The organism is Methylobacterium sp. Leaf112, from assembly GCF_001423295.1.
In the GTDB taxonomy this organism is placed as follows: domain Bacteria; phylum Pseudomonadota; class Alphaproteobacteria; order Rhizobiales; family Beijerinckiaceae; genus Methylobacterium.
This window is the reverse complement of the sequence record NZ_LMNG01000001.1, coordinates 45251-60956: the sequence shown is the minus strand read 5'-3', so window position 1 is coordinate 60956 and position 15706 is coordinate 45251. Positions and strand designations below refer to the sequence as shown.

11 protein-coding genes are annotated in these 15706 nt (G+C 72.9%); 6 read left to right on the top strand and 5 right to left on the bottom strand.

The features are described 5' to 3' along the window. The first annotated feature begins 2 nt into the window (after positions 1-2). The gene (locus ASF52_RS00225; protein ID WP_056165765.1) at positions 3-1373 is read left to right on the top strand and encodes an ANL family adenylate-forming protein; all 1371 of its coding nucleotides are present in this window, start codon (positions 3-5) and stop codon (positions 1371-1373) included. After that, positions 1370-2134, top strand: coding sequence for an SDR family NAD(P)-dependent oxidoreductase (locus tag ASF52_RS00220; RefSeq protein ID WP_056165761.1), 765 nt, complete (start codon positions 1370-1372; stop codon positions 2132-2134). The genes ASF52_RS00225 and ASF52_RS00220 overlap by 4 nt, the downstream gene beginning before the upstream one ends. A 3-nt stretch (positions 2135-2137) precedes the next feature. On the opposite strand, the gene ASF52_RS00215 is transcribed toward ASF52_RS00220, so the two are convergent. Next, positions 2138-3691, bottom strand: a complete 1554-nt coding sequence (locus ASF52_RS00215) for a glucosamine inositolphosphorylceramide transferase family protein (RefSeq protein WP_056165758.1) — start codon at positions 3689-3691, stop codon at positions 2138-2140. 435 nt (positions 3692-4126) lie between these two features. Here ASF52_RS00215 and ASF52_RS00210 point away from each other — a divergent pair, with 435 nt between their 5' ends. Together ASF52_RS00210 and ASF52_RS00205 are read left to right on the top strand one after the other, a co-directional pair. Then, positions 4127-6301 (top strand): GumC family protein, encoded by a 2175-nt coding sequence (locus ASF52_RS00210; RefSeq protein ID WP_244473099.1) that lies wholly within the window; start codon positions 4127-4129, stop codon positions 6299-6301. Beyond that, positions 6302-7618 (top strand): VpsF family polysaccharide biosynthesis protein, encoded by a 1317-nt coding sequence (locus ASF52_RS00205; RefSeq protein WP_210166781.1) that lies wholly within the window; start codon positions 6302-6304, stop codon positions 7616-7618. It begins immediately after the preceding gene. A gap of 7 nt (positions 7619-7625) precedes the next feature. Here the strand turns inward: ASF52_RS00205 and ASF52_RS00200 are convergent, their stop codons facing one another. Together ASF52_RS00200 and ASF52_RS00195 are read right to left on the bottom strand one after the other, a co-directional pair. Further along, positions 7626-9011 carry a glycoside hydrolase family 5 protein gene (locus tag ASF52_RS00200; protein WP_244473646.1) on the bottom strand — a complete coding sequence of 462 codons (1386 nt, stop codon included), beginning with the start codon at positions 9009-9011 and terminating at the stop codon, positions 7626-7628. 22 nt (positions 9012-9033) lie between these two features. Continuing rightward, positions 9034-10224 carry a DUF1972 domain-containing protein gene (locus ASF52_RS00195; protein ID WP_056165756.1) on the bottom strand — a complete coding sequence of 397 codons (1191 nt, stop codon included), beginning with the start codon at positions 10222-10224 and terminating at the stop codon, positions 9034-9036. A gap of 222 nt (positions 10225-10446) precedes the next feature. Between ASF52_RS00195 and ASF52_RS00190 the strand changes: the two genes are divergently transcribed. Then, positions 10447-11613 carry a glycosyltransferase gene (locus ASF52_RS00190; protein ID WP_056165754.1) on the top strand — a complete coding sequence of 389 codons (1167 nt, stop codon included), beginning with the start codon at positions 10447-10449 and terminating at the stop codon, positions 11611-11613. Here ASF52_RS00190 and ASF52_RS00185 read toward each other — a convergent pair. Continuing rightward, a complete protein-coding gene (locus ASF52_RS00185; RefSeq protein ID WP_056165752.1) occupies positions 11574-12047 on the bottom strand; it encodes a flavin reductase family protein in 474 nt (157 codons plus the stop codon). The genes ASF52_RS00190 and ASF52_RS00185 overlap by 40 nt on opposite strands. A gap of 248 nt (positions 12048-12295) precedes the next feature. Next, on the bottom strand, positions 12296-13741 hold the full coding sequence (locus ASF52_RS00180) for a hypothetical protein (protein WP_200937370.1): 1446 nt from the start codon (positions 13739-13741) through the stop codon (positions 12296-12298). A 264-nt stretch (positions 13742-14005) separates the two neighbouring features. Between ASF52_RS00180 and ASF52_RS00175 the strand changes: the two genes are divergently transcribed. Beyond that, complete coding sequence (locus ASF52_RS00175; protein WP_056165751.1) at positions 14006-15697, top strand: thiamine pyrophosphate-binding protein; 1692 nt, start codon at positions 14006-14008, stop codon at positions 15695-15697. Positions 15698-15706 lie beyond the last annotated feature (9 nt).

Here is a 15706-nt window from a genome sequence, read left to right as displayed (position 1 = left end):
CGATGACCCTGCGTGACCGCCTGACGCGCGCGGGCAGCCTCGACGGCTTGTTCCTCTCGGACCGAACCGCGCGCCGGTCGCTTCCCGCCCTGATCGCGTCCCAGACCCGGACCGACCTCACGGAGCGCCTCGCCGGGCGCGCGGTCCTCGTCGCCACGGGCGGCCAGATGAACGCCGCCCTGGCGATGCTCGCCCTCGACGGGCTGGTGGGCCGGATGGTGCTGGCCCCTCCGGGCCTCACGGGAGAGGAAGCGGCACAGATCCTCGCCACCGCCGAGATCGACCTCTGCGTCACGGACGCGGCCTGTCCGTTCCGGGTGGCGCTGAACGGGCTGCCCTGCGTGGAGGCCACGGAGGCGGCCCTGGCCGCTCCGCTCCCGGCCCCCCGCCCGACCGAATGGGTGCTCGCCACCTCGGGCACCACGGGTGCGCCGAAACTCGTGGTCCACACCCTCGAGGGCCTCGCGGGCGGGATCAACGTCGCGGCGACGCCCGAGCCCGGCACGGTCTGGAGCACGTTCTACGACATCCGCCGCTACGGCGGCCTCCAGGTGTTCCTGCGGGCGATCCTCGGGCCGACGCCCCTCGTCCTGTCGGAGGCGGACGAGCCGGTCCGCGACTACCTCGTGCGAGTGGCCGAGGCCGGGGTCACCCACATCCTCGGCACGCCCTCGCACTGGCGCCTCGCCCTCATGAGCACGGCCCTCGACCGCCTCGCGCCGCGCTACGCCCGCCTCTCCGGCGAGATCGCCGACCAGGCGATCCTCGACCAGATGCGCGCCGCCTTTCCTGAGGCGCGCATCGCCCACGCCTACGCCTCGACGGAGGGCGGCGTCGGCTTCACCGTCGAGGACGGCCGCGAGGGGTTTCCCGCCGGGTTCGTCGGCGCGCGCACGGGCATCGAGATCGTGGTGCGCGAGGGGACCCTCCAGATCCGCTCGCAGCGCACGGGCCGGCGCTATCTCGGCGCCGACGCCGCCGCGCTGACCGACGCGGACGGGTTCGTCGACAGCGGCGATCTCGTGGAATTGCGCGGCGCGCGCTACCACTTCCTCGGCCGGCGCAGCGGCATCATCAACGTCGGCGGCGCCAAGGTTCAGCCCGAGGAGGTCGAGTCCATCCTCAACAGCCACCCCCGCGTGTCCATGTCCCGGGTCCGGCCGCGGCCGAACCCGATCCTCGGCGCCGTGGTCGAGGCCGAGATCGTCCTGCGGGAGGATGGCGGCGCACCGGACGATCCGGCCGGCCTCAAACAGGCGATCATCGCCCATTGCCGGCCGCATCTGGCCAAGCACAAGGTCCCGGTCAGCGTGAAGTTCGTGCCCGCCCTGCCGATCTCGGCCGGCGGCAAGCTCCTGCGGGGCGTCTCGTGACCGGGCCGAATCCGACCGAACCGACCCCGACCCAGCGGCGCACCGTCATCGTCACGGGCGGGAGCCGGGGCATCGGGCTTTCCATCGCCACCGGCCTGGCGGCGGAGGGCTTCCGGGTGGTGGCCGTCGCGCGCCGCCCCTCGGAGGCGTTCGAGGCCGCGGCGCGGGCGGCCCCGGACGGGGCGATGCACTTCTCGGCCTGCGATCTCGGGCAGACCGAGGCGCTGCAGCCCCTGGTGCGGGGCATCCGCGCCGCGCACGGCCCGATCTACGGGCTCGTCAACAACGCGGCCATCGGCACGCCCGGGCTGCTCGCCACCATGCCCGACCGCGAGATCCAAGACCTCGTGCACATCAACACCGTGGCGCCGATGCTGCTCACCAAATACGTGGTGCGGGGGATGATGGCGGCGGGCGCCGGGCGCATCGTGAACGTGAGCTCGATCATCGCCTTCACGGGCTACAACGCGCTCTCGGTCTACGCCGCCACCAAGGCCGCCTCCATCGGCTTCACCCGCTCACTCGCACGGGAAGTCGGCCGGCTCGGGGTCACGGTGAACGCCGTGGCACCGGGCTTCGTCGAGACGGCGCTGACCGAGGGGATGGACGCGGCCGAGCGCGGGCGGGTGGCCAACCGCGCCGCCCTGCGCCGCCTCGCCGACCCGGAGGATGTGGCCAACGCCGTCGCCTACCTGATGTCGGAGAAGGCCCGCAACGTCACCGGCACGGTTCTCACCGTGGATGCCGGCAGCACCGCCTGAGCCTCACGCGCTCCGGGGACGGACGCGCTTCACCATCCGGCGGGGCGAGACGCGCGGGGCCCGGGCGGAGCCGTCGATGAATTCGAAGCCGCCGGCGGCGTTGAGCGAGTGCAGCCGCGAGCCCGGCCAGAGGGGGCCCGCCTCGATCCGCGACAGGAAGCTCTGGGCGAAGCCGTCCTCGTCGAGGCGGTCGATCCGCATGAGTCCGAGGGCCCAGCCGTAACCGCGGCTGCAATCCTGGACCGGGCGCACCGCCTGCCCGTCATGCACCACGACGCGGCCGGCGGGCCGCGCGGCGGCGGTGTCGACGAGGACCGGGTTCGCCCGGTGCGGCGCCCATGGTCCGCGGAAATCCGGCGCGCTCCAGAGGTAGAGCGCGTCGGAGAACGAGCCGTGCCCGAGGGGGGCCGCCGCCGGCGCCTCGCGCACGGTGGCGAACAGCCACCAGCGGCCATCGTGCTCGAACAGGGTCGGGTCGCTCGCCGCGACGTCGGCGACGAGGGTCGCCTCCTTGACCCAGCCGCCGGGGAAGTCCGTCGCGCGGTAGAGGTCGATGGTGCCGGCGGCGCAGCACTCGGGCACCATCCAGACGGCGCCGTCGCGCGCGAAGACGAACGGATACGACAGGTGGTGGGCGGTCTCCAGCACCCGGACGGGCGTGCCGACGGGCCCGGTCTCGTCGAAGGCCACCGCGGAGATCACGCCCTTGGCCGAGGCGTGATCGTACTCCTCCACGAACAGCCAGCACCGGCCCGCGTGCACGATGGGGAAGGGATCGGCATAGAAGCGTCGTCCGTCGTCGGGGAGTTCGTGCCAGCCCGAATCCGGGTGGCGGCCCAGGGCGACGAGGTCCGGTCCGTCGAGGCGTCGCCAGCCGATGCGCCAATGCGGGGCGCGGTAGCCGAGGTGATAGAGGCGCCGCACCGCGCTGCCCACGGCGATGCGGGCCGCGCGCCGGGCGAGGTCGCGGGCGCCGAGACCCGCCCCGGACGCGGGCGGCGGCGAACCGGCGGGGATCGGCGCCGCGCCCCCCACGAAGGCGGCGGCGATCATCGTCACCGTCCGGGCGAGCCCGTCCTCGAAGGTGGTGCGGACGACGCCCCGCACTTCCGTGCCGAGGCGCGCCTCGCAGAGGACGCGGCCATCCGCGACGAGGCTCGCGACCGGCACGCGGCCGGCGAGCAGGCTCGCCAGAAGCGCCGCCTCGCCGGGTTGTCCGTCGTAGAGGAGGCGCCAGACCGGGACGCCGTCGGGCGCATCGCAATCGCCGCCTAGATCGATGACGCAGTCGGGCCGCACGGCCGCACGGTCGGCCGAGGCCAGCCACGGCAGAGCCGCCGCCTCGGCCTCGTTTAGGCGGGCGGCGGGACCGCCCGGCGGCAGGCCGTGAAACAGGGTCTCGATCCGGAACAGCCGGTCGGCGTTGGCGGGCCACGCGGCCACGCGCGAGCGGGCATCGACCACGACGCGGCAGCCCGGCCGGGCACCGAGGCGCGCGACCAGGGCGGCGTGCCACCCGCGGGGGCCGCGCCCGTCGAGGCAGAGCCTTACGAGCACGACGGATCCCGCAGGCGGATCGGGTCTCGAAGGCCCGACGAATTTCGAAGGCCCGATGGATCTCGAAGGCACACCAGGTTTCGCATCGTCGTCACTTCCGCTGCCGGGGCATCCCGGTCCACCGCGCGACCGGGCGCATCGACGGGCGGGGTACGGGCGATCCTCGGCGGGATGGGCCGAGGGCCGGATCGCCGGCGGCCCGTGACGAGCCTGCGGAGACGAAGTAAACTTTCCCTTTCCGGCTGAAGTCTTCCCCAATTCTTCACGCCCCGCCGACGAAACGGGCGCGGGACGTGACGATCAATTAAGCATCGATCGATTAACTCTGGGCACGGGCGGGAGCCGGGCCCGCTCCGGGTCGGGCCTTCACCGACGTTTGACCTCCTTCGCGCGGAGTATGGGCCGGGTCGCGGACGCATGCATGGAGTTCCGCCTGTGAACCATCAGTGGCCAAGCGTCCGACCGGCCGAGCGCGACGCGGGCCGCGCGGCCGTGCTGATGCCCTACGTCGCCGACCGGCCCGAGACCGTGGGCAAGGACACCGCGGCCGACATCGGCGACCTCTGGCGCATCGTGGTGCGCCGCCGCTGGATCGTGCTCGCGACGACGGCGGCCTTCACCGTCGCCGCCCTGGTGTACGGCCTCCTCGCGACGCCGCTGTACTCCGCGAATTCGCAGCTCCTCATCGATCCGCGCAACCGGCAGGTGGTCAACCACGACCTCAACGAGAGCGCCGCCGCGGCGGATGGCGGCGTCACCATCGTGGAGAGCCAGGTCAGGGTCATCGAGTCCGACGCGGTGCTCCTGCGCGCCATCGCGGAGGTGGGCCTGGAGGACGATCCCGAATTCGGCGCGCCGGCGGCGGGCCTGGTGCAGCGGACCGTGCAGAGCCTGAAGGATACGCTCCTCGGCCCCTCCGAACCGACCCTGCGCAACCACAAGACCCTCGCCCTGCAGAAGCTTCGGCGCAAGCTCGCGGTGAAGCGGGCCGACAAGGTGTTCGTGGTCGACATCGTCGTGACGGCGTCGACCCCCGACAAGGCCGCCGACATCGCCAACGCCATCGCGCGCGCGTACCTCGCCGACCAGGCCGAGGCCCGCTCCAACGGGGCCAAGCGGGCCGCCGGCGAGCTGCGCGACCGTCTCGAGGGCCTGCGCGCCGACGTCGGCGCGGCCGAACGGCGCCTCGAAGCGTTCAAGGCGGCGAACGGGCTGATCTCGTCGAGCGGCCGCCTCGTCAGCGAGCAGCAGCTGACCGACAGCAACGCCCGCCTCGTCGCCGCCCGCGACCGCACGGCCGAGGCGAAGAGCAAGCTGCAGAACATCGCCACGGCGCGGGGCGCGGCCTTCGACACCAGCACCTTGCCGGAGGCGATCCGGTCGCCCACCGTCGAGCGCCTGCGCGCGCAATACGCCGAGCTCGCCGCCAAGGAGGGCGACCTGCGCACGCAGCTCGGCCAGCGCCATCCCTACATGGCCGCCATCCGCACCCAGATGGGGGACGTCAAGCGTCTCATCGATGCCGAGCTCGCCCGGATCACCAAGGCGGCCGAGATCGACGTCCAGCGCGCCCGGGCCGCCGAGCGCCTGCTCACGGACAACCTCGAGACCCTGCGCGGCGAATCGGTCCAGACCAGCAAGGCCGCGGTGCAGCTGCGCGAACTCGAGCGCACGGTCCAGGCGAGCCGGTCGGTCTACGACACCTATCTCGTGCGCTCCCGGGAGATCGCCGAGCAGGCCACCATCGATACCGCCAACACGCGCGTGATCTCCTGGGGCCTGCCGCCGGAGGAACGCAGCTGGCCCCTGCGCGGCTTCCTCCTGGCGGCCGGTTTCGTCGGCGGCCTCGGCGTCGGGGTCGGCGTCGCGATGGTGAGCGAGTACCGCCGGCCGACGCTGCTCTCCGCCCGGCAGTTCGAGCGGCTCCTGAAGGCGCCCGTGCTGGCGACGTTCCCGCCCGCGCCCGCGTCCGACTCCGCTGCCTGTCAGAAGGAGGCCACCGTCGCCCTCGACACCCTGCGCAGCCACGGTAGGGTTCAGACGAGCGTGAATCCGAAAGGCATGACTCCGAGGAGCATCGGGCAGAACGGCATGGAGCGCGCCCTCATCGTCGCCGTGGCGGCCGGTGCGGGAGACGGCGCAGCGCAGAAGGCCGTGATCGAAGTCCTGTCGGCCACGGCGGCGGCACAGGGAGACCGGGTCCTCACCATCGAGGCCGATCTCGGCGGCCGAAGCCGCGGCAGGAGCGGGCTCCTCGACGTGCTGAGGGGCGAGAAGGGCCTCTACACCGTGGTCTCCACGGATGCGGCCACCGGCGCGTGCTGGCTCGGGATCGGCAACGGCAACAGGGCGACGCGGGGAACCTTCGACCGCGCCAAGGTCGAGGCATTCCTCAACGAGGTCGGCGAGCGCTTCGATCTCGTGCTGATCGATTGCGGCATCCTCTCCTCCAACACGCGCCTCGGCGCCGTGGTCGGCGCGGCGGACCGGCTCGTGGTCGTGGCCCGGGCCGGACGCACCCTGCAGGCGGACCTCGTCGACCTCGACCGGGTCGCCGCGGCCATGGGGCGACCGGCCTTCGGCGCCCTGCTCATCGACGACCGGGCCTGAATGTCGAGCCGCGAGGGGTTACGCGGCGAGGTCGCCGGGCGGGGCGGGAGCCCCGGCTGGAGCCCCGGCGCCCGCGCGCGCCTCCGGGCCCTTCCGGACCCTGCCGTCGCGGTCCTGACGGTTCTGGTCTTCTGCCTCTCGGGCGGAATGCTCTGGACCATCGCCGGCATCAATTACGACGGCCTCACCGGCTCGCCCGTCCAGAAGATCCATCCGGCCACCTACGCCGCCGTCCTGCTCCTCGCGTGGACGCTCCTGCGTGCCGGCAATCCCGTGGCCAACGCGGTCACGATCCTGGAGCACAGGCCGGCGAGCGCGTTCCTCGGCCTCATGGGCACCGCCCTCGCCCTCCAGATCAGCCTGCGCGGCGGCGCGGGCATCGCCGGCGCCATCGACACGTTCCTGCTGCCGAGCCTGACGTTGATTCTTCTCGGCGGCTGCGACGGGCGCAGCCTCGCCCGGCTGGAGACCCTGGTGCACGTGCTGATGGCCGCGAATGCGAGCCTCGGCCTCGTCGAATTCGTCGTCGGCGGGCCGTTCTTCCCGTTCCGCCTCGACGGCCTGCTTCTCGAGAACGACACCCGCTCGGTGGCCCTGCAGGGCCACCCCCTGACCAGCGCGACGCTCACGGCCTGCTACGTGATCGCCCTGGCGGCGGGCGGCGGGTCGCTCGATGCCCTGCGGCGCCTCGCCATGCTCGGGTTGCAGACCGTCGCCCTCGTCACCTTCGGGGGACGCTCGGCCATCGTCGTCACCCTGGCCCTCGGCGGCGTCCTGGCCGGCCGCGGACTGATCCGGGCCGTGACGCGCGGGCGCATCCCGCTGCTCGCCGTCGCGGGGGCCGCCTTCGCCATGCCGCTGTTCGCCCTGGCCCTGGCCGGCCTCGTCGGCCTCGGCTTCTTCGACGCCCTCATCGGGCGCTTCGTCGACGACGGCGGCAGCGCCAACGCCCGCGTCCTCGTCGTCGAGCTGTTCAACCGTCTGTCCTGGCGCGAACTCGTGGTCGGCCCGGACCCGACCATCATCGACAGCCTGCGCCGCATCAACGGCCTCGCCCTGGGGCTCGAGAACCCCATCGTGCGGATCGTCCTCTACCAGGGCGCGATCATGACCGCCCTGCTCACCGTGGCCGTCGCGCTGTTCCTGGTGGAGCTCGCGCGCCGATGCCGCCCAGGCATCGCCATGCCGATGATCGCCTTCGTGTTCCTCGTGAACACCTACGAGAGCCTCGGGGGCAAGACCACCCTGATGGCGAAGTTCGCCATCCTCCTCGTCGCCCTGTACCGGCCGACGCCGGCTTCGCGCCGCGCCGGATAGGCTCGCGTCAGGGCGAAGAGGTCCCGGATGGCGATGTCCCGGATGGCGATGCCCCGGATGGAGCCCCCGCGGGTGGAGCGGGGAGGCCGAGGGCGCCGAGGAGCGCCGGATCGAGGCTCCGCGTCTCGCCCTGCACGAGGCCCATGCCGTCGAACAGGTTCCAGAACGCCCAGGGGAAGCCCGCCGCCTCTGCGCTCCGGCGCACGTCGCCGACGTAGCGCGCCCGGTCGGCCGCCCCCGAGGCGACGTAGCGGTGATCGCTGCGCAGGGCCCCGAACTCGCCCAGGAGGATTTCGCCCGTCGGGATGCCGTGGCGCAGGGCCCAGGCCCGCACCGGGGCGAGCCCCCGGTCGAGGAAGCCGCGATCGGGCCGGGCGGCGAAGTACTCCGCGAGCTTGAGTTCGGTCTCGGCGTAGGCCGTTGCCTTGCGGGCGGCCGGGAGCGCGGCATCGCCCGCCATGCGGCGGCGAACGGCCGCGAGGGTCGCGTCGAGGCGGCCGGCGGAGGCCGGCCACGGCACGGCGTTGAGGGCGCGGTAGACCGGCTCGTCCATCCAGGGCGCGCCCTGGTGGCTGAACAGGTAGGGCTCGTAGAAGTGGAAGGTGTAGAGCAGGGGCCGGAACGCCGTCAGGGCGGCCGGATCGAGGGCGGTGAGCCCGTCGACCAGGCTCCCGCAGGCGCCGGTGGCGACGAGGGTCAGGGCGGGCGCGGCGGCCCGCGCAGCGCCGAGGAGGCCGGCCTGGATGCGCCCCCACGCCTCCGCGCCGCAGGCCTGGGGCGGCTCGTTCACGGGCTCCAGGGCGACCCGGCCCTGCGGGTGGCGCGCGAGGGCGCGGGCGAGTTCCGCCACGAGGTCGCGGTAGGCGTCGAGCAGGGGCGCGTCGGGGCCGCCGTACAGGGCCTCCGGCGTGTAGTGATGCGTCGCCGCGTTGGCGTGGAGGTTGAGGACCACGGTGAGTCCCTCCGCCAGGGCCATCGCGACGGCGGCGTCGAGCATGCCGAACAACACGGCGCGGGTCCGGCCCGTGAAGAACAGGAACGGTCCAGGATCGATGGGCAGGCGCACGAAGTCGAAGCCCGCATGCGCGAGGCCGGCGAGGTCCGCCCGGGTCGGGACCGGGCGGTCCGGATCGAAGGCCGGCCAGGCGTAGTCCGTGCGCGGGGCCGGGTACTCACGGGTGAGGGAGAACCACGGCCAGAGGTTGATTCCGCGACGCAGGACGACGGGCTTCGCCGACGGGGTCTCCCTCGGCGCAGCAGGCCCGGGCGAGACCGGTCTGGCTCGCACGGGCTCCCGCCCCAGGGCCGCCGGCATGGGGTGTCCGGCGAGGCCGCCAGCCGCGAGTCCGGCGGCGATCACGCCGCGCCGGGTGGGCGGCACGCGCCCGGTCATCGGCCCCGATTCTCCCGCGGACCTAGACGGAGGTCCGCGACGCACCGGAGCCGAGGCGTGCGGCGGCGACCTCGGCGGAGCGGACGGGCACATGCGGCGCGCCGACCTGGCGGATCATGGTCTCGTAGGCTTCGAGAATGTCCGTCCACGTGAAGTTCAGGGCCTGGCGGCGCGCCCCCGCCCGTGCCCGGTCCAGGGCCGCGTCGTCATCAAGGAGACGGGTGATCTCGGCCTCGCACCCGTCGGCATCGCGAAAGTAGCTCTGGTCCGCGCCGGCGGTGACGCGGTTGAACGGATTGTCGTGGGCGATGATGGCGCTGCCGGCCCAGAGGGCCTCGACAAGGGACGGGTTGGTGCCCCCCACCGTGTGCCCGTGCAGGTAGGCCCGGGCGTGGAAGCGCAGGGCACCGACGATCCCGGCCTCGTAGATCGCCCCCGGGAACACCACGTCGGCGCTCGCCGCGGCCCGGATCCGCCGGTGATAGGGATTGTCGTCGCGCAGCTCCCCGACCACCACGAGCTTGGCGTCCCGACGCTTGCGCGAGAACGCCTCGACGATGGTAAGGATGTTGTTGTCGGGTTCGATCCGGCAGATCGAGACGAGGAAGCGTCCGGGCTCGACCCCGAAGGCGGCCAGCGGCGCGCGCGGAGCGTCGGTCACGGGGTCGCCCCCATACGGGATGGTGCTGATCGCACTGCGCGACCGGCGGGTGGCGACATGGTCGGCGATGGCCGGATGGTCGGCGACGAGGTGGTGCGACGACCAGGCGGCGATCCACTCGTTGACCCAGAACCAGGCCCGCACGGGCAGGGACCATTTCGGCCGGCGCCACTCGATGCCGTCCATGTTCGTGATGATGCGGCGCCCGGCGAGGCGCAGGAGCGGCAGGAACACGGCGCCGTTGTAGCCCAGCACCAGGCTGACCGCGTCGCGCTCGGCCGCGTGGCGGACGCATCGGTAGTCGAAGTCGAGGGTCGCCTTGGGGCCGCGGGTGGCGACCTGCACGTGGATGAGCTCGATGCCGCGCCACGTCTCGCTGCGGAACCGCTCGGTCACCGTCTCGACCTCGTCCTGGCAGTAGACGCCGACGGACCAGCCGCGCGCGACGAGGAACAGGGCCAGGCGCTCGGCAAACGTCTCGAAGCCACCGTGATCGGCCGGGAGTCCGCGCGTTCCGAGTATCAGGAGCGCGGGAGCGGGCGGGGTGGTCATGGAATGTCACCTTTGCCGGATTTGCAGGATCGTGCCGGGGTTGCACGATCGACCGCCGTCTGTGCGCGGGCATGCCCTCACGGCACCGTGCTGTGTCATTCTTTAACAAAGGATCCATAGAGACCGATCCAACGAGGTCTGTCCTGATCTCTCCGGCGACGCACGATGTCGGAAACGATCCGTGTCGGAAACGATCCTCGGCATCCCGGGAAGAGCTCCCCCATGCGTATCACGTGCGTTCACCAGGGGTTCGAACTCTACGGGTCCGACCGCAGCTTCATCGAGACGGTCCGGGTGATGCGGGCGACGTGGCCGGACGCCGTCATCGACGTGGTCCTGCCGCGTCACGGCCCGATCGTCGTCGCCCTGGAGCCCCTGGCGAGCCGCATCCACGTCGAGCCCCTGTGGATCCTGCGCCGCCGCGACCTGCCACGGCTCGCGACCCTGGGTCTCCTGACCCTGCCGGTGGCCGTTGGCCGCGCGATGCGGCGGATGGCGCGCAGCGACCTCACCTACGTCAACACCTCCGTGGTCACCGACTATCTGCTGGCGGCCCGGTTCTTCCGCCGACGCTGCCTCGTCCACGTCCACGAGATCCCGCAGGGCCTGGTGCGGACCGTGCTGCGCGGACTGATCGGGTGGGCCGGCTGCGGCGTCATCTTCAATTCGCGGGCGACGCAAGCCGCCTTCGCCCCCCCGCCCGGCCGCCCGGGGACCGTGGTCTACAACGGCATCGCCGATCCCGGCCGGCCGAAGGCCGCGACGTATCGGGGCGACCGCCCCTTGCGCGTGCTGATGCTGGGCCGGATCAGCCGGATCAAGGGCCAGGACGTCATGGTCGAGGCCCTCGCGCGCTTGCCCCGGGGAACCCGCGACCGGATCGCGGTGCGGATCGTCGGCAGCGCCTTCGAGGATGAGGCGCGGGAGCACGCCCTCGCGGCGCGCATCGCGGAAGCCGGCCTCGCGCGGACCGTCGAGCGGCTGGCGTTCACGCCGGACCCGGCGGAGCATTTCGCCTGGGCCGACATCGTCGCCGTGCCCTCGCGGCTGCCGGAATCCCTGGGCCGGGTCGCCATCGAGGCCATGGCCTCCGGCATTCCGCCCGTGGTCTCGGACATCGGCGGCCTGCCGGAAGTGGTGGAGGACGGGGTCACCGGCTGGCTCGTTCCGCCGGGCGACGCCGCCGCCCTCGCCAAACGCCTCGCATTCCTGGTGAGCGAGCCCGAGGCCTGGGTCGGTTTTCCCCGGGCCGCGCGGGCGCGCTACGCCAACGTCTTCGCCGAGGCGGCCTCGGCCGCCGGCATGGTGGCGTGCTTCCGCGGGGTTCTCGAAGGCGGCGCCCCGCTGGATCAGGCCAGCGGCAGGCTGCCGAAGCGGCCGAGCCGGTAGACCAGCGCGTCCGCGTCCTCGTTCGCGATCCGCACCTCGCCCACGGCACCGAGCAGGATCGCGTGGCTGTGGCGCTCGATCACCTCGTCGAGGGTGCAGTCGAGGATGGCCTGTGCCCCGGCGAGGCCAGAGGCCCCCGACGGCATGGCGACCCAATCGGCATCGGCGTAGCGGGCCGCGCCCTTGAGGCCGCCGATTCCGGCGAAGCGCTCGGCCACCGCCTGGTGCCCGGCCCCCAGGATGTTGATGCAGAAGTGCCGCCGGCGCGCGATGACGGGCCACGCCGAGACCGCCCGGTTGATGCAGACCAGCATGGTCGGCGGCTCGACGGAGAGCGAGACCGCCGAGGTCGCCGTCAGGCCGACGCGCTCCTCGCCGGAGCCCGCCGTCACCACCACGACGCCGCCGGCGAGGCGCCGCATGGCCCGCTTCATCAGCGCGGCGCCGGCGAGCGGCGGGACGTCTCGGACCGGACTGCTCAATGTGCTCTCCTGCCCGGGCACCGCGCCCGCTCTCTGTTCATCCGCCGCCGGCCCGGGAGACGCGATCCCCCGGTCGCCGCGCGGCGCGACGGACTCACTCTGTTTCAGGGGCCGGCGCCCGCGTCACATGGGAAAATCGCCGCGCGCCTCATCCGGATTCGTCGTGCGGCATACCCCATTTCGTCGCGCTGGCTACCCGTTCAGGTCCGCACGGGCGCGCGCCCGTTCCGAAGCCCCGTCCGCGCGGGGGCCGCCGGATCGCCCTCGCGGGGCGCCTCCGCCTCCGACACGATGGCGGCGGCGGCCAGCACGGCACCGTCGGCGCGGCGTGCGAGGCGGCGGAAGTTGAGGACGTACCACAGGCAGCTGGCGAGTTCGGAGGCGATCAGACCCAGCAGCGCCGTGTGCGACGGCAGGCTCAGCAGCATCGGGATCATGATGGAGAACCCGAGCAGGGCGGCGCCGATGGCGCCCCAGGCGATGGAGCGGAACGCGGCCGAGGCTTCGAGGTAGGTGCGCGGAATCGCGTAGAGCAGGGAGATCGTCGTCACGGCCCAGATTCCGAGCCCGATCCAGGCCATCGGCTCCTGGCCGAACCGCCCCTTGAAGAGAACCTGCTCGATGAGCGGCAGGGCGAACCACATGGCCGCGCCGTAGACGAGGCAGCCGAGCGCGATCACCGCCGTCGAGCGGACGACGATCCGGTCGGCCTGCCTGGCCTGCCCGGTGGCGAGCAGCCCGGTCACCTCCGCCAGGACCATGTTGACCAGGGCGTTGGTGGGGATGCGCAGGGGGGCGAACAGCACCAGGGTGGCGGCGATCGGCGCGTAGGCCGCCGGGCCGACGATGGCGGCGAAGGCCAGGGTCAGGCCCTGGCCCTGGACGATCATGCTGGTGACCCCGGTCAGCGACCACAGCAGCGTCCGCCAGAGGCCGACGTAGCGCCGCCACAGGGACCGGCGCAGGGTGATCCGGAGGGGCTGACGCAGGGCGACGTAGGAGACCACGATTCCGCAGGCATGGGCGAAGGCGAGGGCCAGGAAGGCGTGATCGAGGGCGGACGCATCACCCGCGTACAGGATGGCGAGGGTCAGGGTCAGGCCGACGCTCGCATAGACTCCGTCGCTCATCCCCGCGATCCGGGCGGATTTCCGGGCGAGCAGCACGAGGCGCAGGTAGCTGCGGAACGCGTAGAGGGCGACGAACGCGCCGGCGCCCAGCGCCCCGGCGACCCCCATGACGGGGATGAGGAGCGCCAGCGCCAGGGCGGCCATGCCGAGGCAGAGCGCCAGGGCGCCCGAGCCGAACACCACGTCGTAGCCGCGCTCAGCCGGCCGGCCGAGGCTGCGGGCGATGTGCAGGGTCGCCGGGACGGCGACGAGGGCCCGGATATAGGCGAGCCCCACGGCGCCCCCGGTGAACACGATGGCGAACAGCCCGTAATCGTGCTGGCTCAGGATCCGCACCAGGGCGATGTTCAGGGCGAAGTGGAACAGGCTCTGGATCAGCTCGCCCGACAGGATCACGGCGAACCGGCCGCCGAACCCGCCCCGCGCGACCGGCGGCGCGGCCGTCTCGCCCACGGGGCTGCCGGCCGCACGGGGCGCGCGTCGAGTCGGCAAAGCGGATTTCAACGCTCGGATCATGATGCAACGGTTCGCGTGGGCTCGCGGGTCGTACGCGCGAATCTTGGCGCGGGACTCGGCGCGGGTCTCATCGGCTCCACCACCGGCGAAAATCTTTAAGGATGCCTCTCTAGGATCGGCAAATCGATCGGAGACCGACGTTCCGCCCGGACGCGGGCATCGCCACGAGAGCCACGCCGAACCTCGGCCGGTGCGACGTCGCGGCTGCGCCCGCCACCGAACCCGCCCCCACGCGACGCCGTCGCTCGCGATCCGGATTGCCGCATGCCCACCCCCATCTCAGACGCGTCCCCCCGGTCCGCCGCCCGGGCCCTGGTCGACCAGCTCGCCGTCAACGGCGTCGACCACGTCTTCACCGTGCCGGGCGAGAGCTTCCTGCCGGTCCTCGACGCCCTCTACGAATCGCGCATCCAGGTCACGGTCTGTCGCCAGGAGGGCGGCGTGGCGATGATGGCGGAGGCCTACGGCAAGGCGACGGGCCGGCCGGGCGTGTGCTTCGTGACCCGCGGCCCCGGCGCCACCAACGCCTCGGCGGGCATCCACGTGGCCCAGCAGGACTCGACGCCGATGATCCTGTTCGTCGGCCAGATCGAGCGGGCCTTGCGCGACCGCGAGGCGTGGCAGGAGATCGACTACCGCGCCGCCTTCGGTCCGATCGCGAAATGGGCCGCCGAGATCGACGACGCGGCCCGTGTGCCCGAATACGTCTCGCGCGCCTTCCACGCCGCCACCGGCGGCCGGCCCGGTCCGGTGGTTCTCGCCCTGCCCAAGGACATGCTGAAGGACACGGCGACCGGGCCGCTCGCCGCCCCCTGGGTCGCCGTCGAAGCGGCGCCGGGCGCGGAGGAGATGGAGCGTCTCGCGCAGCTGCTGGCCCAGGCCGAGCGCCCGTTCCTGCTGCTCGGCGGCAGCCGCTGGAGCGAGGCGGCGTATCGCGACATCCACGCCTTCGCCGACCGGTTCGACCTGCCCGTCGCCACGAGCTACCGCCGCCTGCCGCTGTTCGATCCGCTCCACCCCGCCTATGCGGGCGATCTCGGGTTGGCGGCCAACCCGAAACTCGTCGCGCGCGCCCGGGCGGCCGATCTTCTGATCGTGGTGGGCGGGCGCCTCGGCGAGGTCCCGAGCCAGGGCTACGATCTCCTCGCCATCCCGAATCCCGCCACCCGTCTCGTCCACGTGCATCCGGGCCCGGAGGAACTCGGCCGGGTCTACGTCCCGCACCTCGCCATCAACGCCGCGCCCACCCGGATGGCCGCCGCCCTGGCGCGCCTCGCCGCGCCCGCAGCCCCCCCTTCCTGGGTGGCCCAGACCCGGGCCGGGCACGCGGAGTACCTCGAGTGGAGCGAGGCGGCGACGCCGCAGCCCGGCGCCGTGAACCTCGGCGCCGTGATGGTGCACCTGCGCGAAACGCTGCCCGCGGACGCGATCCTGTGCAACGGCGCCGGCAACTACGCCGCCTGGATCCACCGCTTCTACCGCTTCCGGCGCCCGGCCACGCATTTCGCCCCGACCTCGGGCTCCATGGGCTACGGCGTCCCGGCGGCGGTGGCGATCAAGCGGCTCTACCCCGACCGCACGGTGATCGCGCTGGCGGGCGACGGCGACTTCCTGATGACCGGGCAGGAATTCGCCACTGCCGTGCAGTACGACCTGCCCCTCGTCTGCATCGTCTGCGACAACGCTAGCTACGGCACCATCCGCATGCACCAGGAGCGGGATTTCCCCGGCCGGGTCTCGGCCACCGACCTGCGCAACCCGGACTTCGCCGCCTATGCCCGCGCGTTCGGCGGGTTCGGCGTCACGGTGGAGCGCACGGAGGACTTTCCGGCGGCGTTCGCGGCGGCCCTCGCCTCGGGCCAGCCGGCCATCGTCCACCTCAAGATCGCGACGGACGCGATCTCTCCGGGCCTGAGTCTCACGGCGATTCGCGAGAAGGCGTTGGCGGCCGGGTGAGGCGCGCCG

Excerpts from the sequence above, each read along its gene's own strand:
- ASF52_RS00180 (WP_200937370.1), bottom strand. The coding sequence starts at position 13,741 with ATGATCCGAGCGTTGAAATCCGCTTTGCCGACTCGACGCGCGCCCCGT.
- ASF52_RS00200 (WP_244473646.1), bottom strand. The coding sequence starts at position 9,011 with ATGACCGGGCGCGTGCCGCCCACCCGGCGCGGCGTGATCGCCGCCGGA.
- ASF52_RS00190 (WP_056165754.1), top strand. The coding sequence starts at position 10,447 with ATGCGTATCACGTGCGTTCACCAGGGGTTCGAACTCTACGGGTCCGAC.
- ASF52_RS00195 (WP_056165756.1), bottom strand. The coding sequence starts at position 10,224 with ATGACCACCCCGCCCGCTCCCGCGCTCCTGATACTCGGAACGCGCGGA.
- ASF52_RS00225 (WP_056165765.1), top strand. The coding sequence starts at position 3 with ATGACCCTGCGTGACCGCCTGACGCGCGCGGGCAGCCTCGACGGCTTG.
- ASF52_RS00185 (WP_056165752.1), bottom strand. The coding sequence starts at position 12,047 with ATGAAGCGGGCCATGCGGCGCCTCGCCGGCGGCGTCGTGGTGGTGACG.
- ASF52_RS00175 (WP_056165751.1), top strand. The coding sequence starts at position 14,006 with ATGCCCACCCCCATCTCAGACGCGTCCCCCCGGTCCGCCGCCCGGGCC.
- ASF52_RS00205 (WP_210166781.1), top strand. The coding sequence starts at position 6,302 with ATGTCGAGCCGCGAGGGGTTACGCGGCGAGGTCGCCGGGCGGGGCGGG.